Raw genomic sequence first — 25,269 nt, 5'->3', positions numbered from 1 at the left:
CTCATGAAAAAATAACAGATGGGAGCATTTATGAAAAAAGCAACTATTTTAACCTTGATAACCTTATGTATTTTATCTTTTGCTTCCTGTGGCAAGCAGGAAACCACATCCGGCAATGAATCCATCACTGCTACTGTTGAATCCGCACAGGCAGAAACCACAGTGCCGGAGGAAACAGAAACAGAAGAATCAAAAACGGTGTCACTCCCCTGGATTCCACTCTCAAGTTTAGAAACACATCCGGAGTTAAGAGCAGCCTTTGAGGAATATGTAGAAGTAACAGGAACCACAGGCAACAAAGAGGGTAACTTATATACGAATCCATTAACAACACGGCCAGACCAGAATATCACGTTACTTTTAGCAATAAAAAATCAATATTTTCGAGGCTATATGATGGTAGTGTCGTCTGTTTTAGAGCTTGGTGAAATGGCAATAGAATATTATGCAGATATAGATGCAGATTATGCGAATGCTCCCTATGCAACTATCAATGCCTACTTTGAATTGCTTCCAGACCAAGAAGAAAGACAGTTTGATGAAGATGTCCCCCTTTCAAGAGCACAGGCAATGACGTTAATAATGAGAGCAATGACTCAGGTAAATGAAGCACAGGCACCAGAAACAGACAGTGACTTCACAGCAAAAGTAGGAGAAACACAATATACCAATTTTGCCGCACCAATGGATGAATATGCCTATGTGAATACTTCGACTGGTTTAAATGAAGAGACTTTTACGTCAGCAATGTCAAGAGGAGAGTACATTTATCTGTTAGCAAACTATTATAGCCAAGACTACCAGGCATATATGGATAACAATGGTTTTAAGAATAACACCTATCTTGAAGATGTAGCAATATCAACAGTATCCGATGCAGGAGACATCAGCTTTACAGAAGCAATCTCTGATCCGGGTAAGGGAGTTCCATCTGATATGTATAAAGCATTTGAAATAGCTACTAATATGGAGTTAATTTCAGAATCAGACTTAGAAGATTGGGATGCAGCAATTACAAAAGGTGAAGCGGTCAGATTATTTACGACAATGTCATTCATGTATTATCATGTAGCAGGTGATGGTAGTTTAATGGATGAAATTGCCGAGAACATCATTTATCCTGATGTAAATCCGGAGGATGTAGATCCCAAGGCAACCAACATAGATGGAGACATCGCCTTTGCCCTTGGAAAACAAGAATTTAATGAAGTGACAGAAGAATATGGTGGTTATGAACCGTGGACGGGATATGCACAATCTCAAGGAGCAGATGGAACTATAGGTTGGTGCTGGGTTTACGACACTGGCAAAGGAGCAGGTTCCGAAGAAAGCTATGCCGTTTACATGAAAGAAGGCTCCCCACGATATGGAGAAGTTTTCCACGTAGGAGATTACTTACCTGATGGTTCCCTATTCACAGGAGCCAACCATCAGGAATATCGTATCGCTGAAAACAGGATATTATTAAGAATGTATGAAAATGGTGAATTGGGTGGAACAATAGTAACAGAAGATGAAAATGGCATGTTACATATCATAGTAGAATAGAAAATAGAATGGGAAAGTCACCAGTGGCTTTCCCATTCATCATTTTAGAAAAATACAAACCCCGATATATTATGTCACCCACTGTACGATCAGACACAGGTATTGCGAAACACAGAATTTATTAGAAAGAAGTGCTGACCGGAGCGGAGCGTAGACATCGAACTTTCGAGCCCTGGCAGGGCTCAAAAAAAAGAACGATACCGATTTGGTATCGTTCTTTTTTTCATGAGAGCGCGAGACGGGGATCGAACCCGCGACCCCCTCCTTGGCAAGGAGGTGCTCCACCGCTGAGCCACTCGCGCATAATGTACAGGTCAAAACCTGTATCTTGAAGGTATGAAATTAATTGTGTTGACATTCATCCGCAATCTGATGAATGTCTGCTGTGTGTCTCACAGCAAAGACTATATTACATGATGAATGCCAAACTGTCAAGAAAATTTTTGAAATTTTACGAAAAATTTCACCACATCCTATTTATCCGTAGTAAGATGGCTGTATTCTCCCTTTCGATTATAGGAATCTGTCAGGTAGCTTTCATCCGTAAGAATGCATTCGATCTCCTGATCGTCCTCTTTGTACTGGCTTCTCTTCCGCAGATCCTCTTTAGTATGCTGTTGCTTTGTCTGCAGGAAATCTCCGCTATGGGATCCCAGGAATCGTCCCGGCAGCCGGTCCATCAGTCTTCTGGCTACCTTCTGTACCTGATAACGCACTTTCTGCAACGGTGTTGTCGGCACAGCCTCTCGTGTCTCTATCGGCTGGAAATAGGTATGCGTCGCCGCCGTCTCCACCGCCGCCCTGTTCAACGTAGTCTTCACGCCCACAGAATTTCCCGTAACAAGCGTCTCCTGACCCGCGATATGATTACCGCTGCCATCCTTCTGCGAACTTATCGCATCATTGGATTCTTTACTGTCTCCCCAGATCTTCTGTAAGAGCTGTTTTCCACTATTCCCAATATTCTGTACCCAGGACAACAGGTTTCCCTTAGAATTCTCCTGCAAGGCTTCTGTAGCCATCTGCGCCGTCTGCGCGGCTCCGGACTTAGCCCCCATACTGCCCGTATCCGTATTTGCCCCATGTTCATGAAGGCATGATGTTACATGATGAGAATATGTGTCATGTCCGCTTCCGACTCCACCGACCTGCATAAGCCCCTCCGTTCCTGTTTCCGGGTCTACCTGTTCTATCATGTATATCGGAGGTATTCACTATTTTATTCAGTCTCCCGGGGCACCTTGTTATAATTGGTCATCCGCACACAGCTCTTTCACGTACTTATCAACAAAGCATCATTCTGCTTAGACAAGATCTCTTGAAAGTCAAACCTAATTTTGGGTTTTATGTAATTGTTCCAGGTCAAAAAATGCTGCTTTTTTTCTTGACACGGGAACATATGTTTTCTACAATTATTGTAGTGCAGCTCTACTAATTTAATTGGAAGGAAACACCTCATGGGTGATTTACTCAATGTCGACATGAATTACCTTATTGGAAAAAAAGAATCTACTGAAATTATTCCGGATAGCTATTATCTCAATCCAGAAGCCCGTGACATGGCTCAGTTCCTCTTCGAGAATCCGGAATACAAGGTCCTCTTCGATGCCTCACGGAAAGTGAAGCCGGAGGACATTTAGTTTGTAAAAGAGATGATCGAGATCGGGGCGCACAAAAGAAATGGGAATCACTATGAATCAGTATGTAGTATTACAAGTGACACTTAAGGAGAAACTTATCGGAACTGCATCCAAGAATCTGAAGGAGCTCGAGGATGTGATCAACGCCCAGGCTGCAAAGGGATACCGCCTGCACCACACTATTACCACCGCTTCTGCCAATAGTACCGGCTTCGGCGGCGGAGACCGGATCCAGGCTACTATGGTATTCGAGAAACTCTGATGTTGTTGCACCGGTGCAATTTTTCAAAAATATAAATTTTAGGAATAACTTGACAAGGCTTGCACATAATGGTATTATTCCGCTAATTAGCGAATGACTGGTGTCCGGTCGCGAAAGAGTCTTGGAATTGTATTCCAGGGCTCTTTTTACATACAAAGGAGAATTGTAATGAACGAACAAGAATTTGAAAAACAGTTAAATGCTTTGCACGACCGCGTGCTCTCGAAAGCTCTTTCTGACGAAGAGAAAAATAATTATACCGAGTCACTATTTGAATCTATTCGTCATGTAAATAAATACGGGCAAGAATTTTGGTATGCCAGAGATTTACAAATCGCTCTGGAATATACTGAGTGGAGAAACTTTTGCAAGGTTATTGAAAAGGCAAAAGAAGCCTGCCGAGGTAGTAATAACGCGGTATCTGACCATTTTGTTGACGTCAACAAAATCGTAAATGCTGGTGCCACCAGTAAGGATATCGGAGATATTCAACTTTCACGATATGCTTGTTATCTTATTGTGCAAAATGGTGATCCTCGAAAAAAGGTTATTGCACTTGGACAAACCTACTTTGCAGTAAAAACCAGACAGCAAGAACTAATTGAAAATTATGAAAATCTTTCCGAAGATCAAAAACGTATCGCCATCCGGCAGGAAATGAAAGAGCATAATAAAATGTTAGTAGCTGCTGCCAAGGATGCTGGTGTTGAAACTACCCTGGATTATGCTATATTTCAAAATTACGGATATATGGGACTATATGGTGGTTTAAAGGCTAGCGATATAAAGGAGCGTAAAGGCTTAAAGAAATCACAAGACATACTCGATTACATGGGATATGAAGAATTAGCTGCCAACCTCTTCCGTGCTACTCAGACGGAAGCAAAACTCCGCCGTGAAAATATTCAAGGCAAACAGGAAGCGAATAAAACCCACTTTGAGGTTGGTAAAAAGGTGCGTGACACCATTAAAGATCTTGGTGGCACAATGCCGGAAGATTTGCCTACACCGGAAAAAAGTATTCAGCAATTAGAGAGAGAGCAAAAGAAAAAATTGAAATAAAAAATCAGCCCAGTGCACCAACACCAGCGCTGATTACCGGGCAAACCGATAAATCACCTTGAACAAGTTTTTAATTATGAAAAATATAATGCCTGGAGACTTTTGTTTGATAAAAAGGATACTAAAGAGAATCGACGTACCTTTTTGGAATGGATGCAACATGAAAATTAAAACCCTTGAAAAATCAAGGGTTTTTAAAAGCGGGTGATGGGAATCGAACCCACGTATCCAGCTTGGAAGGCTGGTGTTCTACCATTGAACTACACCCGCATGTTTATATATGAAGCAGGGCGGCCATTTTAAGAAATGGTGTCCTGCGAAAATGCCCAGAACCGGAATCGAACCAGTGACACGAGGATTTTCAGTCCTCTGCTCTACCAACTGAGCTATCTGGGCCCGCGACTTAATCCTACTTGCAATCTTGTTTCATGACTGCTCTGCGTCACAACAATCGTAGTCTACACAAATTTCGTCCAAATGTCAAGTACCTTATCAAAAAAATTTTAAATTTTTGCAATTATTCCTCTATCTCCTACAAATGATACGGTTAAAACTCCTCTTTTTCCCCGTACCATTGCAGTAAAAGCTCCACCACCCGGTTGTAGCTGATCATGCCATCCGAAACACCATTCAATTTCAGTGAAGCATTGGTCAGGGTATCTGAAACACTGTCCACCGTCTCCGTATTCACCACAGCTTTTCCGTTGATTCTCTCCCATTGCTCTTCTGTGACAAAGATATTGTCCTCCTGCACCTGCTGTAATACCTGTAACGGATGTACCGCCTCTCTGGCCGCCGCATAGCTGTCCGGATCCGCCAGTCTTGTCTTATGCAGATCGTTTGCCACATAATTCAGCACACTTAAGTAACCCGCATATTGAAAAGTATTGTCATCCGACTCTACGCAGGCCAGAAATGCAATAAAATTCGCCTCATCCTCATAGATATACCCCCGGATGTGAGCCAGCTCATGACACATGGTTGCCGGTTTTTCCATGATGTACATGACATCATTGTAATTTGCCTCCATGGAAAACGGGAAATAATAGCCACACATATACATCTGACACATGAAATCCGAGAAAAACATAGCCTTCGGCCGGGGATAATAACCATCCAGCTGGTCATACCTTTTCCCCAGGCTCTGCATCACATCGATGGCTTTATCCTCCATATCCACCGCATTACCCCGGCTGTCCACACCACCCGAGTACACCACGGCACCACTGTCATCCCGTTCCATGACCTCACTGAGCTCATTACAGTGCCGGACGATATCATTATAGATCCGAAGCAGTTCCTCCGTTCGTTCCTGTGTTGTCTGCTCCTGCGCTTCCTCTTCACCGAAATATTTCTCCGAAAATGTAGACCCATGATAGATCATGGTACAATTTAGCGTCATAATGGCAAATACGGCAAGCAACGTCCAAGCAAAAAAAACAAAATATTCCTTCACTCCCCGGCAGTACTTTTCCGAATGTCTGCACGCCGGAATCAGCAAACTGCATCCCAGCACAACCGCAGCAAGCACCACCAGAATCCCTGCCACAATCAACCATTCGCCCACGGAAAAGGGAAACAACCCTGTAATCCTTCCGTAGGTATTGACCCAGATTGGGAAAATATAATCAATATAAGCATCGCTGAGGCTTCTGCTGCTCCAGGCAACGACCTGAAGCAGTAAAAGAACTGCAACGATGCTTAAATAAACTCGAAAACTTTTCTTATGGGATTTCTTTTTCTCCATAGTACTCCTTAAGCGGCTTCCTCTTTTCCCACCTTGATCCTGGTCTTCTTCCAGATACCACAGCGGTACAGAACATACAGAATCAGGGATGAGATGCTGTTACTGATCACCACGGAATACCAGACGCTGCGTACACCCATATGTAGCACACTTTCACAGAACCATAGCGTCAGGAAACGGAATACCCACAATCTGGTCACATCAATAGCCATGGTCACCTCCGTGTGTCCGGTTCCCTGGAACAATCCGGATGTCGTATTGTACACACCATTGGTAAAGCACCAAAATGCCATAACACTTAAAAAGTCTGCCGCCATGCCCACAACTTCCGCATCCTTGGAAAAGATTCCGACAATTGCCGTGGAAATCATATCTCTTGATAAGATCATACCACCTATGAACAAAAATACAACCGATATCCACATGGAAAACCGATATCCCTTCTCCGCACGGTCCTGCTGCTTTGCTCCCATATTCTGCCCCACGATAGTGGCCGTTGCCGAACCAATGGCATTGGAGGGTAGCGTGATCAGTCCATTCACCTTGTTGCCAATACCGTAAGCCGCCATGGCTTCCGTCCCGTAGACAAACACGTTTTTACTCATCAGCAGAAATCCCAGCTGCATGGTACTTCCGCCGATAGCGGTAGGCAGACCGATCTTAAGGATCATTCCCAGTTTTTCCCTCTGTAATCGCATGTACGCACGGTTCAGGCAGATATCATTTTCCTGTCTGCACAGAAGTCCGAAAGCCACCATGGCCGGAATCGCTTTCGCCAATAGCGTAGCCAGTGCTGCACCGGCAGTTCCCAGATCCAGGATGATCATGAAAAACGGATCCAGGAACAGATTCAGCGTAATACCTCCCAGATTAAGGAACATGGGGCGCACCGTATCTCCCTGTGCCTGATGTACTGCGGAAAAAATGTTGACCATATATAAAAAGGGCATATCCCAGATGACCACCCGCAGATAAACTCTTGCATAATATGCAGTTCCTCCGTCAGCTCCCAGCCAGTTGATGATAGCGGGTGTTCCCAGAAAACACAGTGTGGCACAGACCACGGCAAATCCCATGGCACAGGCAAATATCTGATTTGCCATGGATCTGGCATCCTCTTTTTCCCCGGCACCGATATACTGCGCAATGAGGACTGCACCGGCCACAGTGATGCCGCTGCCGAAATTCGTAATAATATTCTGCATCGGTGTCACAAGATTGATTGCCGCCAGCTGCTCTGTTCCAATTTTTCCCAGCCAGTAAGTATCCGTCAGGTTATACATCGTCTGCAGGAAGCTGTTAATCACTACGGGAATTGCCAGAGACAGGATCGCTCTGATCAGATTTCCGTGCAATATCAGATCCGGATTATATTTTTTAGCCGTTTTCATCGCCATCACTCCTAAGTTGTTCTTATCTATGTCTTTCCAAATCTAAGTCGTATTATACGTCAATTTTTCAGTGGTTTCCACGGAGATTTTAGGGTTATATGTATTAAAACACTTTTTTATTATCTTTTTTATTTACATCATGGAAAGGCGCATCGCCAGACGGCAATGCAGATTCTTGTGCAGGCACAAATCAGTACTTGGCTCATCGTATACGCAAAAAAACCCTCCCACAGCATCTGCCTGCGGAAGGGATCTTTTTCTTAATTCTGAAGTCATGGTCAGACTTATTTGATTACAAGGCTGCTCCAACCATCGCTGGGGATCAGAGAGATATAGGTCTTACCGGTATTGATCTGGATCTCCTCACCGGTCTTCGCATCATAGTAATGTGTAATAGCGTTCTCGGAAGACTTGGTCCAGGTAACTTCGATAGCCTTACCCTGAGTAATGTAGTAACCGGAGCGTCCGGAGTCGATGGCATTGTAGATCAGGTAGCCTTCACCCAGTTCTGCAAAAGTGGTATCCTGCAGAATAACGTTCTCGAAAGTGAGCTGTGCATTGCTGTCAGCATCCTTGTGTGCAGAACCATACTCATAGTAATCATAGGTTCCGGTCTCTTCGTTGTACTTCAGAGTAGAACCGTTGTGCTTGAAAGGAAGCTCAATGGTAGTAGCGCTGATAGCATCACTTCTATCATCAAAGGTAACTTCTCCGTCTGCAAATTTGAAGTGAGGTCCCTGATAGTAATCATTGTAAGTAGTGGTATACTTGGAATTTGCAAAACGCTGCTTCAGACCGTCATAGGTCTTGCCCTTCTGGCTGTTGGTATAGGTATCATAAGTAATATACTCGGTAAACTCAGTTGCCTTACCATTGTTGAAACGGGCGAAACCACCACTGAAGTTAGCGGAATAATCTTTTGCTACCCAGTCATTGATGAAGTAAGGGCCACCATCATGGCAGAGAACTGCGTTCCACTCAGCTGCCAGCATGAAGTTGGTAGGACGTGCACTACGAATACTACCCAGCTGCTCGATCTTCTCCCAGTCCTTTACGACTACCATGAAACGTGTAATTCTGTCGTTCAGAGTACTGTTCATGATCTCATATACAACATCTGCATCTGCGGTGCCGAAATGAGGCAGTGCGGTTCTCTCGTTATCTACCATTACCGCGATGGGACGCTGATCCTTCAGATCCTCATCGATCCACTCGTTGGTAAGTTCGCTGCGATAGGAGTGCTCCGGTGCAACTTCATCCGCGGAAGACTCAGTTGCGGCAGGCTGCTCTACCTCCTTGGTATCGGTAGCAATAGGCTCTGCTTCTACGGTCTGGATCGGAGAAGAGATCGGCTCACTGTTTCCACAGCCGGTCAGAACGCCTACTGCAATTAAAATTGCTGCAAGTACTTTCTTTTTCATGAATGCTTCCTTTCATCTGTTTGTTCTATCCGGTCTCTCGACCGGCACTCTAAAATACATTGTATCCCTAAAGTCCTATGTTTGTCCACCGAAAATTCTTAAGATTTTCTTGAGATTTTCTTTCATAAAAAATGACACCTGGCAATTATATGCTGGTGTCATTTTTGTTTTCTTTATTATTCCTTTACTGCTCCGATATTTACACCCTGTACAAAATATTTCTGGCAGAATGGATAAATGATCATAAACGGCAGGATTGCTACGATAACTGATGCATTTTTTACTGTATTTTCTGTAGCTCCTTCTATCGCTGACGGCAGATCACTTCCCATGATCAATGCACGCAGCTTCATCTGGAAGTTATACAGATTTGAATTCGTGATATACAGCTTATAATTGGTGTAATCGTTCCAATATCCTACCGCATACATAAGTCCGATAGATGCAAGTGCTGCTTTCGACAGCGGTAATACAATCTTGTACAAGATCCGGAAATGTGAACAGCCATCAATCTCTGCCGATTCCATCAGGCTCACAGGAATTCCTTCAAAGAAATTCTTCATCAACACCAGATTGTAGACATTTATGGCAGGCAGCAGAATTACCCCCCACAGATTATTTGTCAGATGGAAATCCTTCATAACCAGATAAGTCGGGATCATACCTCCATTAAATATCATTGTAAACAGCAGTACATTGGCAATAAATGCCCGCCCCGGCATCTTCCACTGGATCAATACATACGCTCCCAGCACAGAGATCAGCAGTCCCATGACCGTACCCATAACAGTAGTATAACAGGAGATTAGAAACGGTCTGAACATCGTCGGATTGGTAAAAATTGTTTTATACCCTGCGAACCCGAACTGCTCCGGAAACAGTTTCATGCCATAAGCCGTCTTCAGATCAAAAGAGTCCACCAGTACTTTATATACCGGGATGATCATCACCAGCGAAAATACTGTAAATATCACGATCAATACGATATCAAAAATTTTCACTTTCTTTTTCATCATACAATACCTCTTCCCCTCGTCTTATGGCTTACCCTGTTACATACCAGCACCAGAATACAGCTTATAATAGAGGAAAACATACCGACCGCTGTGGTATATCCATAGTCCGGTATTGCACCGGAGTTAAATGTCTGCGTATAAATATAAGTCTGCAATACATCTGATACTTTGATCACTGCATCATTCTGTAATACAAAAACTGACTCAAACAGATTCATAACCTTCGCCAGATTCAATACAAGTACCGTTACGATCGTATTGTTCAACGCAGGCAGGGTAATATAAATCATCTTCTGGAAACGGTTTGCCCCATCCATCGACGCTGCTTCATACAATTCCGGGCTGATTCCTGCCAGCGTTGCCATGAAAATAATCGTTCCCCAGCCGGTATCTTTCCAGACATTGATTATGTAATACGAAAATCTCCACCATTTCTGGTCTCCGAGGAAATAGATATTATCCGTGATCAAGTGTAATTTCATCAGAACATCATTGACCAATCCTGCGGATGTCGGAGACAGGATCATGGAAAATATGGATGCTGCCACTACCCAGGACATGAAATGCGGAATGTATACAATCGTCTGAAATACCTTTTTCAATTTTAAAAAAACTAATTCATTTAACAATACGGAAATGATCACCGCAGCACCGGTATTCAGAATCAGCTTTGTAATACTCAGCACCAACGTATTGCTGAACGCCTTCCAAAACCCCGGCATACTGAACATTTTTACAAAGTGCTTTATTCCTATGAAAATCGGATCATTGATTCCTTTATATGTAAAAAAGGCATAACGGATACCAAACATAGGAAGATAATAAAATATCAAAGCTGACACCAATACCGGTGTCGCCATCAGATAGACTCCCCGATATGCACGGGCGTGCTTGAACAGGGTTCCTCCAGGCGTCCTCTTAGGCAAAGTTTTTCCTTTTTCTTTCACATTCAACGTTTACCCTCCGTTCCGGCTGCTCTATCTCAGCTATTCAAAAATCCCATATATTCGTTGTACTTTGTCTCTTCTGTTTTATTCATATGTATGGTCAGTCCATCTTCCGAGAAATAGAGGCGGAAGCGGATGGACGCAACACTTTCTCCGATCAGCCAGCAAAGGATAAACAGCGTATGTTGATCTATCCAGGCTCCGGAAGAAGCACATTTCTCCTTGTATATAGGGAACTCTCCCTCTTCCAGATGTCCGATTCCAAAGGGAAGCTGACATTCTCTTCCTTCTATTTCATACGAGAGTACTCCTTTTTGATCCGCATCGGAAAAAGTCACACCACACCATGTAAATCCATACTTATTTCGGAGCAGCGGATATTTTTTCCCGAAATCTGCACAAGGTTTTCCTTCAAATACCGTACGCAGCACAGGCAACGTTGTTTTCTCCACATCGTTTTCCGGGAAACAATCCTTCAGCAGCACTTCTCTCACTGCGGCAAGTATCATCTGCTCGGCTCCGCCCATACCCTGTGTATCTGCTGTCGTTACAACGACGAGATCCATTTCCGGAACTGCCAGCATTATCTGACCGCCCAGCCCCAGCATTGCAAAAGTCCCCTCCATCGGGATCCAGAACTGATATCCATACCAGCGATCATCGCCATCAAGCTGTGTTGCCGTTCTCGGTTCTGTCGCTCTCGCTGCATAGGATCCCTTTTCCTGCTTTAACAGCATACAGCCGGTACGCAGCAGATCCTCGGGAGTAGCCATCAGGCCACTCCCTCCCATAGAGGTTCCAAAGGGATCCTCTATGATATAAGACTCCTCGCTGAAGCCATTCTGGCGCAGCAACTTTTCTTTCAGGTAATCCAGCATCTTTTCACCGGTCAGTTTTTCTACCAGCGCACAGAGCACATGGGAGGATGAGGTATCATACATAAAGAGAGTTCCGGGTCTGTGGGTGGGTTCTGTCTGGAAAAAGCTCCTCACCCAGTTTTCCGTTGTGCTGGTCTTGTTATAAGTTGTCATATTGTAACATGTCTGCATTTTCAACATATTTTCTATCGTCATCTCTGCCAGCCAAGGATGCACTCTCCCGGGCAGATATTCCGGGAAATAATCACAGATAGGATCCTGCAGGGAAATTTTCCCTTCCTGCTCCAGCAATCCGATTGCCAGTGAAGTAAAACTTTTAGTCACAGAAAACATTCTCTGCAACTTATTACGGCAATAGGGTGCATAATATTTTTCAAACAATAGGTTCCCATGTTGTGCGATCAGCACACTGTGTAAAGGAATTTTTCTTTTTTCCACTTCTTTTACAAATTCCTGCATATTCTGTTCCGTCAGTTCTCTCATTTTAGCTGCCATACCATAACCTCCCATGCTGTCGCCTTTTTATTTATTATTCAGGGAATCTACGATTGCCTGAGACCATTCGGCTCCGCCTTCCTGTTCAAACCGCTTGTATCCCTCTTCCACAGAAACACCCTGTACCACGCAGTCCGCAATAATAGAGTTCTTCAGGCTGGTCAGATCGCCGTTATACTGGCTCATCATATCTGTTGTTACCGGCAAAGGTGCCGTCTTGTTATTGGCATTAAAGATTTCCATCGATTCCTCTGTATATTTCTTTACGGGAACCAGTCTCTCGGTCAACGGACAGATATTGGTATCTCCCATAATGATGGTCGTATACTGTACTCCGGGCTGGGAACGCATCTCCATCATATGGAACTCTCCATCCTGATACGTATTGCCACATACTGTTTCTGCCTGTCTGGACCAATGAACGCCTTCTACTCCATAGATCCACAATGTTTCCATGTCTCCATCATCAAAAATGCTTTCCAGAAAATATTTGAATACGCCTTCCGGATTCTTACAGGAAGAAGTAATCGCATACACCGGTGCACATCTCTGCCAGTATTTTCCAACCTCTGCGATAGGCGGCATAAATACCAGTTCGCTGTCCTGTCCATTCGCAGCCAGTCCATCCGACAGCTGATCAGACCATCCGCCTGCCCAGTAAGTAAATGCTCCGAACTCCCCTTCCATGAATTTGGTACGGCAGTTGCTGGTCGCATTCGTCAGAGATTCCTTATCGATATAACCCTTGTTGTAAGCATCCTGTAATCTCTTGATCGCTTCCTTCATGGAATCCTCGGTAAATCCATCTCTCCATACGCCATCCTCTCCCTGATAGAAAGAAGGATATGCATCCTGATAGAATTCCGGCAGATAATTGGTATAAGGAGCTTCATTTCCTACAAATCCGGCTGCGGATACACCAATGGTATTTCCATTGATACCGTCTCCATCCGGATCACCGTTGCTGAAAGCATCCAACATTTCCAGATACTCTTCATACGTCGTCGGAATGTCCAGTCCACAGTTATCCAGCCACTGTTTTCTGAGGAAAGTCATACATCCGCCACCTCCGCCAAGTGCCAGTCCGTACAGATGTCCATCCAACATATTGCCTTCTACGACACTCACATCCGTGTTGGGATTCTTCTTCAGCTCTGAATTGTTCCAGGCATCCGTCATATCCCAGAGAGCTCCCTCTCCCGCATATCCGGAATAATAGGAAGATCCAAGGATAACGACATCTGGCCAGTTCTCCGGTCCGCTGGCAAAGGTCTGTCCCAACACATCATAGTAGGCATTGTGATCCGGTTGGATGACTTCCAGTTCGATTCCTGTCAGTTCTTCCCATTTATTGACCCATTCTTCCTGACCGTCTGCCAATGTCGCCTGGAAAGTTCCGTCTACCATAATCGTAATCTTTTCCGGTTTCTCTACATCATCTGCAACATCTGCAACATCCCCGGCAGTATTTCCTGCCTGTGCATCGCTATCTGTCTTTCCTGTATCATTTCCCGTATTTTCCGCAGAGCTCCCACACCCTGTAAATATCATGGAACATACGGTAACCGCAACCAGTGCGACTGATAATAACTTTTTCTTTACCATAAATAACCTCCGTCCATATTCTGTTATCTTCTCTGTTGTTTCTTGTTTCTTATTTTGTTTTGTTTCTTTGCTGCTTGATTTGTTGATTATTGTCACTTCGGCGCCGGAAGTATCAATGTGCTTTCATTATATCTGTCATTTTGCACAATTTAAAGTCACATATTTCAAGATTTAGTGTATATATTTTTTGTTATTAGAGGCTCATTTTTTATGTCAATGATACACATTTTATTTTATTACATTCCATTTCATTGCCTTTTTCACCTATTATGATACTATAATAATATCTCTCAGGAGGGTTTTTGTTATGAATTCCAGAAAAAATAAATACTTCATAAAATTGATAACATCCTACAGTCTGCTCTTGGTCATTGTGCTCATTCTGGGAATTGTTTTCCATTTTATTCTTTCGCATAATGCAAAGCAGGAACTATTGAATGAAAATATGCTTTCTCTTAAAAATGTATCCGAGCAATACAGCAACTGCTATGCGAATATTTATCTGATTTCCAAGCGAATGGCAAATAATTCCAGCCTTTCCCGCCTGGCGGAAGCCGATCAGGGGGAACGAGCGTTTTATTATAATGCCTATATTACCAAACAGGCTCTGGTAGATATGTATTCTGACTATTCACTCCAGCCAATTCAGACCTATTATATCCATCTGCGTCATACAGACTACATAATCAGCTATAATGATTTTGAGAATCTCTATTCCTTTTATAAAAACAATCAAATGCTGGATCCCTCAAAATATGAGGAATGGAAGGAGACTCTGGAATCCTCAGACAATTATAACCATTTTCTTTCTCTTGACCATTTTGCGACCGAATATACACCACACAGAAAAAACTATTGTTATGCTGTCTCTCTGCAGAATTATACCTTCAAAAATATCAATGCTGACATCATTTTTGAGCTGAATGCTGATTATATGCAGCAAATGGTGGATTCTGTCGATCTGATGAAGAATGGCTGTCTCATCATCCAGGATAGCAGCAGTGACACTATGCTTACTTTCAGTAACAATGAAGCGCTGTTAAAAAAAATAGATGTTTCTCTGCTTTCCTCGTTAGATTATTCCGAACGGGGATATTCCAGCACAGTATTTCAGGGTGCTCCCGTCACAGTACTCTATACCTCCGCACAGACACCGAATCTGAACTATTATCTGATTGTTCCCACGTCCTACCTGAAAGCACCGGGAAACGGACTGCAGTTACTGTCTCTATTCGTTATCTTTCTCGGTGTCGTAGGAAGCTTTTTGATTATTGTTCTGTTGTCCAAGGCCAATTATAAACCCTATGAAGCAATGGAATATCGCCTGCGGGAAGTGAATTTCAACCACGAAGAGCTCATGCGGTTAAATGAGTCCCAAAAGATCACCCTCCGCAATTATTATTTTGATCAATTGATTCATGGTACGATTCTGAGTGAGGAAGAAGCTGCGTATGCCCAAAATTATCTTTCCATTTCCGCTAATGCCAATTCCTTTGCTATCTTATACTGTAATGTCTACCTGGATACTTTGGAGCTAAATAATGACCCTCAGGGAATGATCAACATCCTCTCCCCTGATTATGCGGATGTTATTTCCGATATCCTTTCCAGTTATTTTATACATTCCTATATCATGCAGGGTTCCCGAAATAGTGTTTATACTATTTTATTATATGACAGGGAAGAACTGGACAAGGTCGAAGATTTATTTTCACATGTTCATACTACACTATTGCAAGAATACAATATCTGGATTTATGGTGGATTAGGCTGTACAACCGACACCATCTCCTCCGTCTGGAAATCGTATCGCCAATCCAAAGAGGCTGTAAAACGTATCTCCAGCCCAGTGTACCTGTGTCTGTATCGTGAGATTTTGGAATTTCAGGATTCCTTCTTTTATCCTAATGAGGTTGCGGATCAGCTATATAATTTTGTAAAATCCGGTAACTTCAAACAGACAAAAACAATTTTTAATTTTATAAAGGACGAAAATTTTAAGAAACGAAAACTTAATTCCAGACAAGTGAAATGGCTTTTAGAAAATATAGAAATTACGTTATTGAAAGTAATCAGGGATAACGACATTTCCTATGATGACTCAAGCTTAGCCGGTCTGTCCGAAGATTCTACCCTGAAAAATTACGAGCAGATTGCTCTGGAATTATGTGAAAAAAACAAGCAACCGGAAAACGACAACCAGCTGATTGTGCGCATTCAGGCTTATATTGATGAGAATTATGGGGATCCATCCTTATGTTTAAGCAGAATATCGGACCTGTTCCACATCTCCGAGAGTTACTTTTCCTTCCTTTTCAAAAAAACAGTAGGGGTAAACTTCTCTACGTATCTGGAACAGGTCCGCATGACGCAGGCAAAACATCTGCTGGAAACAACGAATATTAAAATAACAGATTTATACGTGGCGGTCGGTTACAACAATCTGACCAGCTTCCGCCGTGCATTTAAGAAAAAATACGGTGTAGCACCCAATGCCCTTCGAGAATAACTACTTATTCTTTTTCGGTTGCTTTCTCGCGCAGCACTTCCTCAAACTGTTCGATGGGTACCGGTTTGGAATAGTAATATCCCTGCTGCCAGGTAGATCCAAATTTCTCGATATAGTCGCTGACTTCCTTATCCTCAATACCCTCAATACAGGTTTCGGTGTTTGTCCTCCTGGCATAATCCACGATAGACTGCACCATGGCCTGATTCTGAGGTTTTTGCTTAATATCACGGATGAAACTCATATCTACCTTCAGTTCGTCAAAAGGCAGCTCCAGCGCCAGACTTAAGGAACTGTTGCCTGTTCCGAAGTCATCCAGTGCGATCTTGATCCCCTGGGAATGGAAAAATTCTACCTCTCCGCGCAGGAAATGAATATCCAGATCTCTGCATCGTTCTGTCAATTCGAGGCAAAGCTCCTCCGGCTTCGCACCGGTCTCTTTTAAAATATTCATGACAGCACTGCGGAACTCTCTGCGCTCCAGCTGTGCCGCCGCCACATTGACATTGACGAAAAAGCCTTCCGTCTCCTTGCGCAGCTTCTGTACATCCGTAAGTGCTGTCCGCAGGATCCAGTTCCCCAGATCAAAAATACAGGGGTCCTGTTCCAGCCATTCCATGAACACACCGGGGGACACCATTCCGTAAGGCTCCAGTTCCCAACGGAGCAGCGCTTCCATTCCCCGGATCTTGCCGGTCTTCGTATCGGCAATCGGCTGATAGAACATCCGAAAGCCTTCAAAGTTATGCGTAGCACACTGATGGATCACACCGATCAGTTCAAACTGGTTCTCGTCACTGCCACAGACCTCATCATTAAAAATCACCAGCTCTCCGTGATGCTCAAGCCGGGAATGGTTCAACGCGTAGGTCAGACGGCTGCGGACCGCATTTGTCTCCTTCATATAAGGTTCCATAAATATTGCGCCGGCAGATACCTTCAGAGGGATCTTTTTCCCCTCTACCTCTGTATTTTCAAACGCTTCTACGATCTCATCGTATATCTTCTGCAGTTCCTCTTTGGATACATTTTTAAAGCTGATTACAAATTTCGCACCGGAGAGCCGGTATACATATCCCTTTCCCTTTAACAGGCGGAGCAGCTCCTGTGCCGCACAGTTCAGAATCTTATCCGAAAAAGCAGCACCGTACATAACATTGATATGACTGAACTGATCCAGTCCGATCTTCAGCAGAGTCCCCTGTCCGCTTTCCTCCAGGAATTCCCTGATCTCCCGGTCCAGCGCAGGTTCCGTATGCAATCCGGTGGTCGCGTCCACCTCGTCGGAAATACCGTAGTTGTTATATCGTATTACGATCACAAAAGGCTTTCCATCCTTATCATTCAGCATTTTCGCCCTGGCGCTGATCCGGTTGTAGGTGCTTCCGTCACGCACCCGGTACTCCCAGGGCTCGTCCATATTTTTCCCGGCAACTCTCTCCTGGAATCCCCTCCGGAAATCCTCCAGATCATCCGGATGAATCGATCTTTTTGATTTTTCTTGTCCGCGGATGGTATAGTTCTCCTGCATACCAAAATATTCCATCGTCTTCTCGGACCACCATGTCACGCCGTTCCGCAGATTGGTTATGGATATGTAGGACTTTTTCGCCAGAGAAGTAATGGCTTTTACAATATCCGGGAACAGGATATCCATTTCCTCCCAGAATTTCTGTTCATCATATGTATTGATACTCATGTCTCCTCCCGACACTTTCTTCTGTATGCCCACAGTCTCTGAATGCACCCTAGCATCAAATAAATTATAACATACCAAAATGATGTTTACGATAGGATAATTAATATAAATTTTTTATGAAATAAAATATCTTATGATTGACTTCGAAAACTATCTGTAATACTATGCAATATAGCAATTATTTCAAATTTGAAATATTCACTTTTGTAATTTCAGTAATTACACTTTGTATAATACTAAGTAAGGAGGCCTTCGGATGAATACTGATATCGAATTCGTACAAAAATTCAATCTGGCTTACAACGCCATGTGCAAACCTCTGTGCCAGCAGTTAAAGCTGCCACAGACAGCTTTTGATATTCTCATGTTCTTCGGCAATAATCCGGAATACCACACTGCCAGTGATGTCGTGGAGATCCGCCGGATCAAGGCGAATCTGGTGTCCGTCAATGTGGACAAGCTGGTGTGCGAGGGGTACCTGGAACGCAGAGAGGCTCCGGATGACCGTCGGAAGACTCTGCTGTTCTGCACGGAGAAAGCACAGGATGTCATCGAAAAAGGCCGCATGATACAGAGCATTTTCAAAGATACTCTGCTAGATGGCACCGATGAGACAAGCAAAGAGATCTTTTACCACATGCTTCATGTCATGGAGAGAAATATGGACAATATCCTGAAAGGAGATAAATAAATGCAGATTTTAATCACGATTCTTGTCACTTTTTTCGCCGGCATGGGAGCCGGCCTGGGCACCGGATTTGCCGGAATGAGCGCTGCTGCCGTCATCAGTCCCATGCTGATCACTTTCCTCGGCATGGATCCGTATCTGGCCGTCGGCATTGCGCTGTCCTCGGACGTTCTGGCCAGTGCCGTATCCGCTTATACCTATGCGAAAAATAAAAATATTGATGTCAAAAACGGCCTGATCATGATGGGAAGTGTGCTGGTATTCACCGTCGTAGGCAGCTACGTATCCAGCCTGGTGCCTTCCGCTACCATGGGGAATTTCTCCGTGTTCATGACTTTCCTGTTAGGTATCAAATTCATCGTCCGGCCCGTAATGACCACCAAAGAAGCCATGCAGGGCGTCTCCGCGAAAAAAAGAGCCATTCAGTCTCTGGTATGCGGTATGCTGATCGGCTTTATCTGCGGTTTCGTCGGTGCCGGCGGCGGCATGATGATGCTGTTGATCCTGACTTCTGTTCTGGGCTATGAGCTGAAAACTGCTGTGGGAACCAGCGTCTTTATTATGGCTTTTACCGCTCTGACCGGTGCAGTTTCCCATTTTGCCATTGGGGGCATGCCCGACTGGACCGTATGGATCCTGTGCGTCATCTTTACCCTGATCTGGGCCCGGATTGCCGCACTGTTCGCCAACAAGGCCACACCCAAGACTCTGAACCGTGTCACCGGTGTGATCCTGGTGGTGCTGGGCATTGCAGTTATGTGTTTTCACCTGTTAGCCTAGCTGATTTCCTATACCGTGTGTATTTTCCGGCGGAGTGATCGTTGCATTGCTCCGCTGATTTTCTATGATCTTGCGGATTTCCGACAGATCCCTGGCAAAATAAATGCCTTCCTGTCTCTCCGGGGAGGACAATCCCATCTCCGTCATATGTGATAACAGTGCTTTCAGGCTGTCATAATAGCCGTTAAGGTTATAGAGAATGCAAGGTGCCTCCAGGTGCTTTAATGACACTTTGGACATCACTTCAGCGATCTCTTCCAGTGTTCCGGTTCCGCCGGGAAAAGCAATAAATACATCTCCCAGTTCGATCATTTTCGTCTTGCGTTCTGTCATGTCCTTTGTGACGATCAGCTCCGTAATGGCATCATACTGGTATTCCATATCAATGAAAAACTGCGGTTCCACGCCGGTCACCTCGCCGCCTGCCTGTAATACGCTCTCCGCGATCTCTCCCATAAGACCGGATTTGGATCCACCGTACACCAGGCGGTTACCGCTTTCACCGATCCAGGTTCCCAGCTCACGCACCGCTTTTCTAAGAGAAGGATCATTTCCTTCATTTGCTCCCAGATATACTGTAATGTTCATCGTATTTTCCTCCTGCTTCCAAGTATAAGGGCTTTCCTTTCTTTTGACAAGGCAGGAGCTACCGGCACAAATGTGAATGACGTATCGGTTGCGTTAATTCAGGCATAGTACACCTGCTGTCCGGATTCTTCTTTTACATAAGCAATAAATTCTTCCGCCACATGGGACAGGGTATGATTTTTATTCCAGATCAAAGCATAATCCGCATGGGCATTCGGATGCTCCACCGGCCGCACGCAGACGTCCTTGTCTCGGATCAGGGAGGAAATCGATGCCGGATAGATCGAGATGCCGACGCCGTGGAGGCTCAGTTCGTAGGCATTCATCATATGTGCGATCCTTCCCCGGATCACCGGAGCATGCCCTGTGCCATCGAACCATTTATCGATTTCACCTTTTCTGGATTCTCTGGAGGGAATCAACAGATCATAGGGCAACAACTCCGAGGGCTTAACCGGATCATTTTCCCAGGAATACAATGCATGTCCCTTGGGGATCACTGCCACCCAGGGTTCTTCATACACCGGCAGCACGTGGAATTCCTCTGTGTTATAAGGGGCCGTGATCATGGCAATCTCACACAATCCCTTCGTTACGCGGTTATTCACATCATCTGTGTTGCCGTTCCACAGATTGTACTGTACATGAGGATGTCTCTGCTGAAATCCAGCGATCCACTCCGCGAAAAGTCTGGGTCCGCAGCCCTCTACCGACGCAATGTATAATGTCCCCTGCAGTCCTTCCTTGCGTTCTCTGACATCCTCCTCCGACCGGTTCACCAGGTCCAGGATCTGATTCGCATACTGCAGGAACAGCTCTCCCTCTTCTGTCAGGGACACTTTATGGGGTGTGCGAAGGAACAATGTCGTCCCCAGCTCCGCCTCCAGATCCTGGATCTGACGGCTCAGGGGCGGCTGCGCGATCGCCAGATGCTCCGCGGCTTTCGTGAAGCTTTTCTCCTCCGCCACTGCCTTGAAATACCGGATATGCCGCAATTCCATCTTTCCAGCATCCTCCTTCCATGCTTTTTCCAAAAACCAGCTTAATCTTTCTATTTTGTAACATGTTGTATTTTCTTTTATTATACCTTTTAGGTATTATTATACTTCTATTATATGTATTTCACATTATAAGCGCAATATGGTAAATTATAATCATCAAAAGGAAGTCAGGCCTGACCCCTTAAGCGTAACAACAAAGTCAACAGTTCATTTGTCTTGGAAAGGTTAAGGGTGAATATTATGAAGAAGATCATGGAAAAGGTTAACGAGTTTTTTGACGAGTATTACAAGAGCTTCGCTGAAAAATTCTGATAGAAGTGTGTTTTTCACGCTCATATACACAGAAAAAGCAGCAGATCTGGCGGGATCTGCTGTTTTTTTGTTCAGGTATGAAAATAATATCCGTCTCCATCACTCCCGTCATCCCATTCCTCATTGTCGTCAGATCCTATATATTCTCCGCAATTAGGGCAGTCCCCTTCATAGATTGGGTTCACAAATTCTCCACAATGTGGACAAAATACATCAATAAATGGATTATTCATTTTTCTTATCCCCTTTTCAAGATTTTATCCGCATCCAGCCCATAGGCTTCGATGCACTTTCTCAAATACGCCGGATTCGCCTGTTCGGTCTTATACCTCTCGTACTTATGCTTCTCGTAATACTCCCGCTCGAATTTCTCAGGCGGTGTTCCGTAGCGTTTATTATATCCCTTATACTTTGCTATGGTATTTGGCGGATTCAGGATCTCTATTTTCCTGTCATGGACATATATCCCCACGGCAACCTCTTTGCAGAATTCCTCCTCCGATACCGTTTCGTCACCCCAGGGTCCTTCGTTCCACCCCGTAACCGCAATGATCAGATTCAGATAAGGAAATGCATAGAGCAGTTTATACCATTCTTCGATAAATTCCCTGACCGTGGGGTATTTTTGCGTAGTCGCATTCGCCCCAATCGTTCCATCCGCACGGATCCAGCCATATCCCGTGGGATAATGATTCTTCTGAATGAGACAGTTCTCAAAATTCACACATCCGATATAATCTTCATGGCTGCGAACAGCACTCACGTAAAAATTTAAAAATCTGTCCGTCCTTCGGATAATATCAAATGCCTGCTCTGCCGTTACGGGTACTCCTCTCATCCGGTAATAGGGCCTGCGGACATTTCGAACGGGATTGACTGACTCATCCCCGGCAATAGCGATCTCAATTTCCGAATGCTTTTCATAAACTTCTTTCGGTATCAGCCAGACAATAGCATCGTCTGCTTTATTGCTGATTTCTATGGCTCCGGAAATAATTTTTTCATACTCCCATTCCTTCGTCTCCATATAGGTATTCCCGTATTCATCCGTATATATCGCCACTTCACAATTCTTTTTCAGATAATCAAATATTGTCATTTTCTATTCCCTCATCTGATGTAACTGTATGTGTTTTCTGCCTCCTTCCTTATGCTGCAATCATAGCATAAGAAATCATGTAATCATTCACTATATCTAGGGCTGCGCTTTCTGGCCGCAAAAAGCCCATCGATTATTATTCATCGACGGGCTTTTCCTTCTCTTATTCTCTTATTTCTTTATCAGGATTCCTTTAGGATCTCCTGCAGGCTTCTCGGTTCGTAATCCATCCAGGGTTTCATACAGCCGACATTGCAGGCCCGTATGGGGCTGTCACCAATATGGCGGCAGTCGTTATCCTTCATCCCTGCCAGACATTTCTGAAAATATTCGTCCTCCGGGCTGTTGTGGGTGTGTCCGTAGAGCAGAATGGTGCCGCGGCTCATGTGCTTCCAGCTAAAGATCGGGTAATGGCATAATACCAGCTCATAGCTTTTACCGGCTATGGAGTCCCGAATCTCCTTATAATCACAGACTTCCGAAAAAAGCTGTCGGTATCTGAGGTCGGACACGTCATCGTGATTGCCACGGATCAGGACCTTTTTTCCCTTCAGGATTGCCACCAGAGCGATTAGATCCTCGTTCTTACCGCGCATGCTCACATCCCCCAGGATATACACGGTATCGCCGTTATTCACCTTTTCATTCCACCGTTTTACGATCTCGGTGTGCATTTCCTCCAGATCCCGGAACGGACGGTCATCGAAACGTATTGCCGCTTCATGAAACAAATGCAGATCACTGATATAATAATTCATATTGTTCCCTCCCGTTCCACATTCGCTACAGATAAAACATCTCAATAGTTGAGCGTTCTCATTATCGTTTCAAATTCTAATTCCGCATTTTCATCCAACAGTTTTGCGCAAAACAAAACTTTATTCTTAGAAAATCCAAAATACCATATTTCATCCTTTGGAAGAGCTGCTCCATTTTCAGTCTCAGCAGCACTTAATTCCCATGCAACCGCAAGTTTTCGGATTTTTTCTTCTTTCCTACCTAATTGTAGCTCACTACTGCTCTTTAGTTCTGCATGCTGACCTAAATATACTTGCACAAATTCATCTGCTGTTGTCTCCCGATCAATCCATGATGGTTCTGCAAATTTTGAAATTTCCACATTTGCTATTTCCCGGTCTTGATATAATAGTGTGAAGTTGGCATAATCATCTCTAATATCAATTTCATTTATTGTCCAACCATCATCTGGCGTCCATGATGCAATATTATTAATTGGCTCTGTTTTACTTTTACAGCTTACTAAGCTCAAACATAAAATTGCAATAACGAATATCAGTTTTTGTTTATATCTATTCTTCATAACTTAGCAGTACAGCCTCCTTTTATTGGGAATATCGTTAATATTCCTTTTTCCGTTGCATGCTTTTCCCAGTCATTTTCCGTCAATATCTCTAGCGGTAATAATCTCTGTGGACCGTTTTCATCCTCTTCATATCCCCAGGAGTATCCACCTAAGAATTTCAGTTTATTGCTATTCATGCGGGAGGGCAGATCTACTAGATAGGTATAAGCTGTCCATTTCAAATGTCTACACCCAGCCAAATTACAACAGGGAGCATCAAATATTTCTGCCGGATAACCATACGCAAAATATGGATTCCCTTTTCCCAGATTTTCATCACTGACATCTATGGAAAGCTCTCTGTTTTCCCCATAATTTTCAATTCTTTCCACGAATTGAATAAATCCACAGGATCTCCGATAACCGGTCGCATTCATATGTTCAAAGTAACCATGCATTACTGGATAACCTATGCAACATATTTTGTCTATCGGAAATCCCTGAAGGGCATCATAGCCAATTTCCCTGGGATCTGTACCTTGCGTGTATTCTACGGTGAGATTTTCTTCTATTCCATGAAGTGTAAAAGGAATTGTTATTCTGCTTTCCAAAGAATTATCCCCTCCTTCTATATATTCTGATAAAACGGCAAAACATTTCCCCATTTCTCCATGTTTTCTTCCTGAATATCAATGATAGAAAATACTCTGTCATATCGAAGATCTAATTCCGCTGACCAATGAATGAACTGTTCCTTTGTTGCATCATCCATTTCATTTTTTATGATAATTACAATATCAATATCACTCTCATCCGTATTATCATTTCTGGCGACAGATCCGTACAATATGATTGCCAAAATACTATCCGAAAAAAGATCTACTACCCCTTGGGTCAAATCCTCTTTCATTGTATTTGTCAGCATACTGTCACCCCTTCGTCTTGAGAATATATTACTGTTATTTGTATACAATTATATTCCTTCTTTTTATCATTCACAATAAAAAATAAGAGAAACACGGCATTTCTACCGTGTTCCTCTCACTAATTAAGTATGCTGGTGGCCGGACTTGAACCGGCACGGGGTTGCCCCCGAGGGATTTTAAGTCCCTTGCGTCTGCCTATTCCGCCACACCAGCGGACGCATCGCAACGCGCAAACCGCAACGTGCGAATGGATGGAGGTGGATTCGAACCACCGAAGCAAATTGCAGCAGATTTACAGTCTGTCCCCTTTGGCCACTCGGGAATCCATCCATGTCAGGCAAGAGTGCCTTAA

The 25,269-nt window shown here is 43.9% G+C and carries 24 protein-coding genes and 5 tRNA genes; 7 read left to right on the top strand and 22 right to left on the bottom strand.

The annotated features are described in order from the left end of the window. Window positions 1-18 precede the first annotated feature (18 nt). The gene (locus DW835_RS05400) at window positions 19-1,548 is read left to right on the top strand and encodes a hypothetical protein (protein WP_118669155.1); all 1,530 of its coding nucleotides are present in this window, start codon (window positions 19-21) and stop codon (window positions 1,546-1,548) included. A 230-nt stretch (window positions 1,549-1,778) separates the two neighbouring features. Here the strand turns inward: DW835_RS05400 and DW835_RS05395 are convergent. After that, window positions 1,779-1,850, bottom strand: a tRNA-Gly gene (locus DW835_RS05395). A 171-nt stretch (window positions 1,851-2,021) separates the two neighbouring features. Next, on the bottom strand, window positions 2,022-2,744 hold the full coding sequence (locus tag DW835_RS05390; protein ID WP_118669156.1) for a hypothetical protein: 723 nt from the start codon (window positions 2,742-2,744) through the stop codon (window positions 2,022-2,024). A 261-nt stretch (window positions 2,745-3,005) separates the two neighbouring features. On the opposite strand from DW835_RS05390, the gene DW835_RS05385 reads away from it, so the two are divergent. From DW835_RS05385 to dinD, 3 genes are all read left to right on the top strand, one after another. Beyond that, on the top strand, window positions 3,006-3,188 hold the full coding sequence (locus DW835_RS05385; RefSeq protein WP_118669157.1) for a hypothetical protein: 183 nt from the start codon (window positions 3,006-3,008) through the stop codon (window positions 3,186-3,188). A gap of 52 nt (window positions 3,189-3,240) precedes the next feature. After that, a complete protein-coding gene (locus DW835_RS05380) occupies window positions 3,241-3,450 on the top strand; it encodes a DUF4177 domain-containing protein (protein WP_172594829.1) in 210 nt (69 codons plus the stop codon). Between the two features lie 168 nt (window positions 3,451-3,618). After that, window positions 3,619-4,512, top strand: coding sequence for a DNA damage-inducible protein D (dinD, locus tag DW835_RS05375; RefSeq protein ID WP_118669158.1), 894 nt, complete (start codon window positions 3,619-3,621; stop codon window positions 4,510-4,512). A gap of 199 nt (window positions 4,513-4,711) precedes the next feature. On the opposite strand, the gene DW835_RS05370 is transcribed toward dinD, so the two are convergent. From DW835_RS05370 to DW835_RS05330, 9 genes are all read right to left on the bottom strand, one after another. Then, window positions 4,712-4,782, bottom strand: a tRNA-Gly gene (locus DW835_RS05370). Window positions 4,783-4,835: 53 nt separating this feature from the next. Then, window positions 4,836-4,908, bottom strand: a tRNA-Phe gene (locus tag DW835_RS05365). Between the two features lie 151 nt (window positions 4,909-5,059). Next, a complete protein-coding gene (locus DW835_RS05360) occupies window positions 5,060-6,259 on the bottom strand; it encodes a DUF3810 domain-containing protein (RefSeq protein ID WP_118669159.1) in 1,200 nt (399 codons plus the stop codon). Between the two features lie 8 nt (window positions 6,260-6,267). Further along, window positions 6,268-7,650 (bottom strand): MATE family efflux transporter, encoded by a 1,383-nt coding sequence (locus DW835_RS05355; RefSeq protein WP_118669160.1) that lies wholly within the window; start codon window positions 7,648-7,650, stop codon window positions 6,268-6,270. Between the two features lie 284 nt (window positions 7,651-7,934). Further along, window positions 7,935-9,071 carry a DUF3048 domain-containing protein gene (locus DW835_RS05350; protein WP_118669161.1) on the bottom strand — a complete coding sequence of 379 codons (1,137 nt, stop codon included), beginning with the start codon at window positions 9,069-9,071 and terminating at the stop codon, window positions 7,935-7,937. A gap of 176 nt (window positions 9,072-9,247) precedes the next feature. Next, window positions 9,248-10,087 (bottom strand): carbohydrate ABC transporter permease, encoded by an 840-nt coding sequence (locus DW835_RS05345; RefSeq protein ID WP_118669162.1) that lies wholly within the window; start codon window positions 10,085-10,087, stop codon window positions 9,248-9,250. Continuing rightward, on the bottom strand, window positions 10,084-11,013 hold the full coding sequence (locus DW835_RS05340; RefSeq protein ID WP_243037058.1) for an ABC transporter permease subunit: 930 nt from the start codon (window positions 11,011-11,013) through the stop codon (window positions 10,084-10,086). The genes DW835_RS05345 and DW835_RS05340 overlap by 4 nt, the downstream gene beginning before the upstream one ends. Before the next feature lie 56 nt (window positions 11,014-11,069). After that, window positions 11,070-12,407, bottom strand: a complete 1,338-nt coding sequence (locus tag DW835_RS05335; protein ID WP_182430252.1) for a serine hydrolase domain-containing protein — start codon at window positions 12,405-12,407, stop codon at window positions 11,070-11,072. Window positions 12,408-12,434: 27 nt separating this feature from the next. Next, entirely contained in the window at window positions 12,435-14,012 is a 1,578-nt protein-coding gene (locus DW835_RS05330; RefSeq protein WP_022312530.1) for an extracellular solute-binding protein, read from the bottom strand. A 307-nt stretch (window positions 14,013-14,319) separates the two neighbouring features. Here DW835_RS05330 and DW835_RS05325 point away from each other — a divergent pair, with 307 nt between their 5' ends. Then, window positions 14,320-16,521: a helix-turn-helix domain-containing protein gene (locus tag DW835_RS05325; protein WP_118537145.1), complete on the top strand. Its 2,202-nt coding sequence runs from the start codon at window positions 14,320-14,322 to the stop codon at window positions 16,519-16,521. Window positions 16,522-16,525: 4 nt separating this feature from the next. Here the strand turns inward: DW835_RS05325 and DW835_RS05320 are convergent, their stop codons facing one another. Beyond that, a complete protein-coding gene (locus tag DW835_RS05320; protein WP_118669164.1) occupies window positions 16,526-18,220 on the bottom strand; it encodes an EAL domain-containing protein in 1,695 nt (564 codons plus the stop codon). A gap of 256 nt (window positions 18,221-18,476) precedes the next feature. Between DW835_RS05320 and DW835_RS05315 the strand changes: the two genes are divergently transcribed. Both DW835_RS05315 and DW835_RS05310 read left to right on the top strand, forming a co-directional pair. Then, entirely contained in the window at window positions 18,477-18,911 is a 435-nt protein-coding gene (locus DW835_RS05315) for a MarR family winged helix-turn-helix transcriptional regulator (RefSeq protein ID WP_022312542.1), read from the top strand. Beyond that, complete coding sequence (locus DW835_RS05310) at window positions 18,912-19,688, top strand: sulfite exporter TauE/SafE family protein (protein ID WP_118537144.1); 777 nt, start codon at window positions 18,912-18,914, stop codon at window positions 19,686-19,688. It abuts the gene before it with no gap. Here DW835_RS05310 and DW835_RS05305 read toward each other — a convergent pair. The 10 genes from DW835_RS05305 to DW835_RS05265 all read right to left on the bottom strand — a co-directional run bounded on the left by DW835_RS05305 (window position 19,680) and on the right by DW835_RS05265 (window position 25,247). Continuing rightward, window positions 19,680-20,276 carry a TIGR00730 family Rossman fold protein gene (locus DW835_RS05305; RefSeq protein ID WP_118537143.1) on the bottom strand — a complete coding sequence of 199 codons (597 nt, stop codon included), beginning with the start codon at window positions 20,274-20,276 and terminating at the stop codon, window positions 19,680-19,682. The genes DW835_RS05310 and DW835_RS05305 overlap by 9 nt on opposite strands. A gap of 98 nt (window positions 20,277-20,374) precedes the next feature. Beyond that, window positions 20,375-21,277, bottom strand: a complete 903-nt coding sequence (locus DW835_RS05300) for a LysR family transcriptional regulator (protein WP_118730803.1) — start codon at window positions 21,275-21,277, stop codon at window positions 20,375-20,377. 383 nt (window positions 21,278-21,660) lie between these two features. After that, window positions 21,661-21,822 (bottom strand): hypothetical protein, encoded by a 162-nt coding sequence (locus DW835_RS17925; RefSeq protein ID WP_022312546.1) that lies wholly within the window; start codon window positions 21,820-21,822, stop codon window positions 21,661-21,663. A 5-nt stretch (window positions 21,823-21,827) separates the two neighbouring features. Beyond that, complete coding sequence (locus DW835_RS05295; RefSeq protein WP_118537141.1) at window positions 21,828-22,688, bottom strand: hypothetical protein; 861 nt, start codon at window positions 22,686-22,688, stop codon at window positions 21,828-21,830. Between the two features lie 182 nt (window positions 22,689-22,870). After that, entirely contained in the window at window positions 22,871-23,446 is a 576-nt protein-coding gene (locus DW835_RS05290) for a metallophosphoesterase (protein ID WP_118537140.1), read from the bottom strand. Between the two features lie 41 nt (window positions 23,447-23,487). Next, window positions 23,488-24,009 carry a hypothetical protein gene (locus DW835_RS05285; protein WP_118537139.1) on the bottom strand — a complete coding sequence of 174 codons (522 nt, stop codon included), beginning with the start codon at window positions 24,007-24,009 and terminating at the stop codon, window positions 23,488-23,490. After that, window positions 24,006-24,602: a hypothetical protein gene (locus tag DW835_RS05280; RefSeq protein WP_118669166.1), complete on the bottom strand. Its 597-nt coding sequence runs from the start codon at window positions 24,600-24,602 to the stop codon at window positions 24,006-24,008. The genes DW835_RS05285 and DW835_RS05280 overlap by 4 nt, the downstream gene beginning before the upstream one ends. A gap of 17 nt (window positions 24,603-24,619) precedes the next feature. Further along, window positions 24,620-24,916, bottom strand: coding sequence for a nucleotidyltransferase domain-containing protein (locus DW835_RS05275; protein WP_118537137.1), 297 nt, complete (start codon window positions 24,914-24,916; stop codon window positions 24,620-24,622). Window positions 24,917-25,046: 130 nt separating this feature from the next. Further along, window positions 25,047-25,130 (bottom strand) — tRNA-Leu (locus tag DW835_RS05270). Window positions 25,131-25,165: 35 nt separating this feature from the next. Continuing rightward, window positions 25,166-25,247, bottom strand: a tRNA-Tyr gene (locus DW835_RS05265). Window positions 25,248-25,269: the final 22 nt, after the last annotated feature.

The sequence above is a fragment of the Clostridium sp. AM34-9AC genome, assembly GCF_003480225.1.
Taxonomy (GTDB): domain Bacteria; phylum Bacillota; class Clostridia; order Lachnospirales; family Lachnospiraceae; genus Acetatifactor; species Acetatifactor acetigignens.
The sequence above is the reverse complement of the archived record's forward strand: the minus strand, read 5'-3'. Positions and strand labels throughout refer to the sequence as shown.

What these genes read in the sequence shown, in the direction of transcription:
- DW835_RS05310 (WP_118537144.1), top strand. Translation starts at nt 18,912, where the DNA reads ATGCAGATTTTAATCACGATTCTTGTCACTTTTTTCGCCGGCATGGGA.
- DW835_RS05330 (WP_022312530.1), bottom strand. Translation starts at nt 14,012, where the DNA reads ATGGTAAAGAAAAAGTTATTATCAGTCGCACTGGTTGCGGTTACCGTA.
- DW835_RS05315 (WP_022312542.1), top strand. Translation starts at nt 18,477, where the DNA reads ATGAATACTGATATCGAATTCGTACAAAAATTCAATCTGGCTTACAAC.
- DW835_RS05350 (WP_118669161.1), bottom strand. Translation starts at nt 9,071, where the DNA reads ATGAAAAAGAAAGTACTTGCAGCAATTTTAATTGCAGTAGGCGTTCTG.
- DW835_RS05290 (WP_118537140.1), bottom strand. Translation starts at nt 23,446, where the DNA reads ATGAATTATTATATCAGTGATCTGCATTTGTTTCATGAAGCGGCAATA.
- DW835_RS05345 (WP_118669162.1), bottom strand. Translation starts at nt 10,087, where the DNA reads ATGATGAAAAAGAAAGTGAAAATTTTTGATATCGTATTGATCGTGATA.
- DW835_RS05295 (WP_118537141.1), bottom strand. Translation starts at nt 22,688, where the DNA reads ATGACAATATTTGATTATCTGAAAAAGAATTGTGAAGTGGCGATATAT.
- DW835_RS05300 (WP_118730803.1), bottom strand. Translation starts at nt 21,277, where the DNA reads ATGGAATTGCGGCATATCCGGTATTTCAAGGCAGTGGCGGAGGAGAAA.
- DW835_RS05390 (WP_118669156.1), bottom strand. Translation starts at nt 2,744, where the DNA reads ATGATAGAACAGGTAGACCCGGAAACAGGAACGGAGGGGCTTATGCAG.
- DW835_RS05385 (WP_118669157.1), top strand. Translation starts at nt 3,006, where the DNA reads ATGGGTGATTTACTCAATGTCGACATGAATTACCTTATTGGAAAAAAA.
- DW835_RS05320 (WP_118669164.1), bottom strand. Translation starts at nt 18,220, where the DNA reads ATGAGTATCAATACATATGATGAACAGAAATTCTGGGAGGAAATGGAT.
- DW835_RS05335 (WP_182430252.1), bottom strand. Translation starts at nt 12,407, where the DNA reads ATGGCAGCTAAAATGAGAGAACTGACGGAACAGAATATGCAGGAATTT.
- DW835_RS05275 (WP_118537137.1), bottom strand. Translation starts at nt 24,916, where the DNA reads ATGCTGACAAATACAATGAAAGAGGATTTGACCCAAGGGGTAGTAGAT.
- DW835_RS05380 (WP_172594829.1), top strand. Translation starts at nt 3,241, where the DNA reads ATGAATCAGTATGTAGTATTACAAGTGACACTTAAGGAGAAACTTATC.
- DW835_RS05325 (WP_118537145.1), top strand. Translation starts at nt 14,320, where the DNA reads ATGAATTCCAGAAAAAATAAATACTTCATAAAATTGATAACATCCTAC.
- DW835_RS17925 (WP_022312546.1), bottom strand. Translation starts at nt 21,822, where the DNA reads ATGAATAATCCATTTATTGATGTATTTTGTCCACATTGTGGAGAATTT.
- dinD (WP_118669158.1), top strand. Translation starts at nt 3,619, where the DNA reads ATGAACGAACAAGAATTTGAAAAACAGTTAAATGCTTTGCACGACCGC.
- DW835_RS05355 (WP_118669160.1), bottom strand. Translation starts at nt 7,650, where the DNA reads ATGAAAACGGCTAAAAAATATAATCCGGATCTGATATTGCACGGAAAT.
- DW835_RS05360 (WP_118669159.1), bottom strand. Translation starts at nt 6,259, where the DNA reads ATGGAGAAAAAGAAATCCCATAAGAAAAGTTTTCGAGTTTATTTAAGC.
- DW835_RS05305 (WP_118537143.1), bottom strand. Translation starts at nt 20,276, where the DNA reads ATGAACATTACAGTATATCTGGGAGCAAATGAAGGAAATGATCCTTCT.
- DW835_RS05285 (WP_118537139.1), bottom strand. Translation starts at nt 24,009, where the DNA reads ATGAAGAATAGATATAAACAAAAACTGATATTCGTTATTGCAATTTTA.
- DW835_RS05400 (WP_118669155.1), top strand. Translation starts at nt 19, where the DNA reads ATGGGAGCATTTATGAAAAAAGCAACTATTTTAACCTTGATAACCTTA.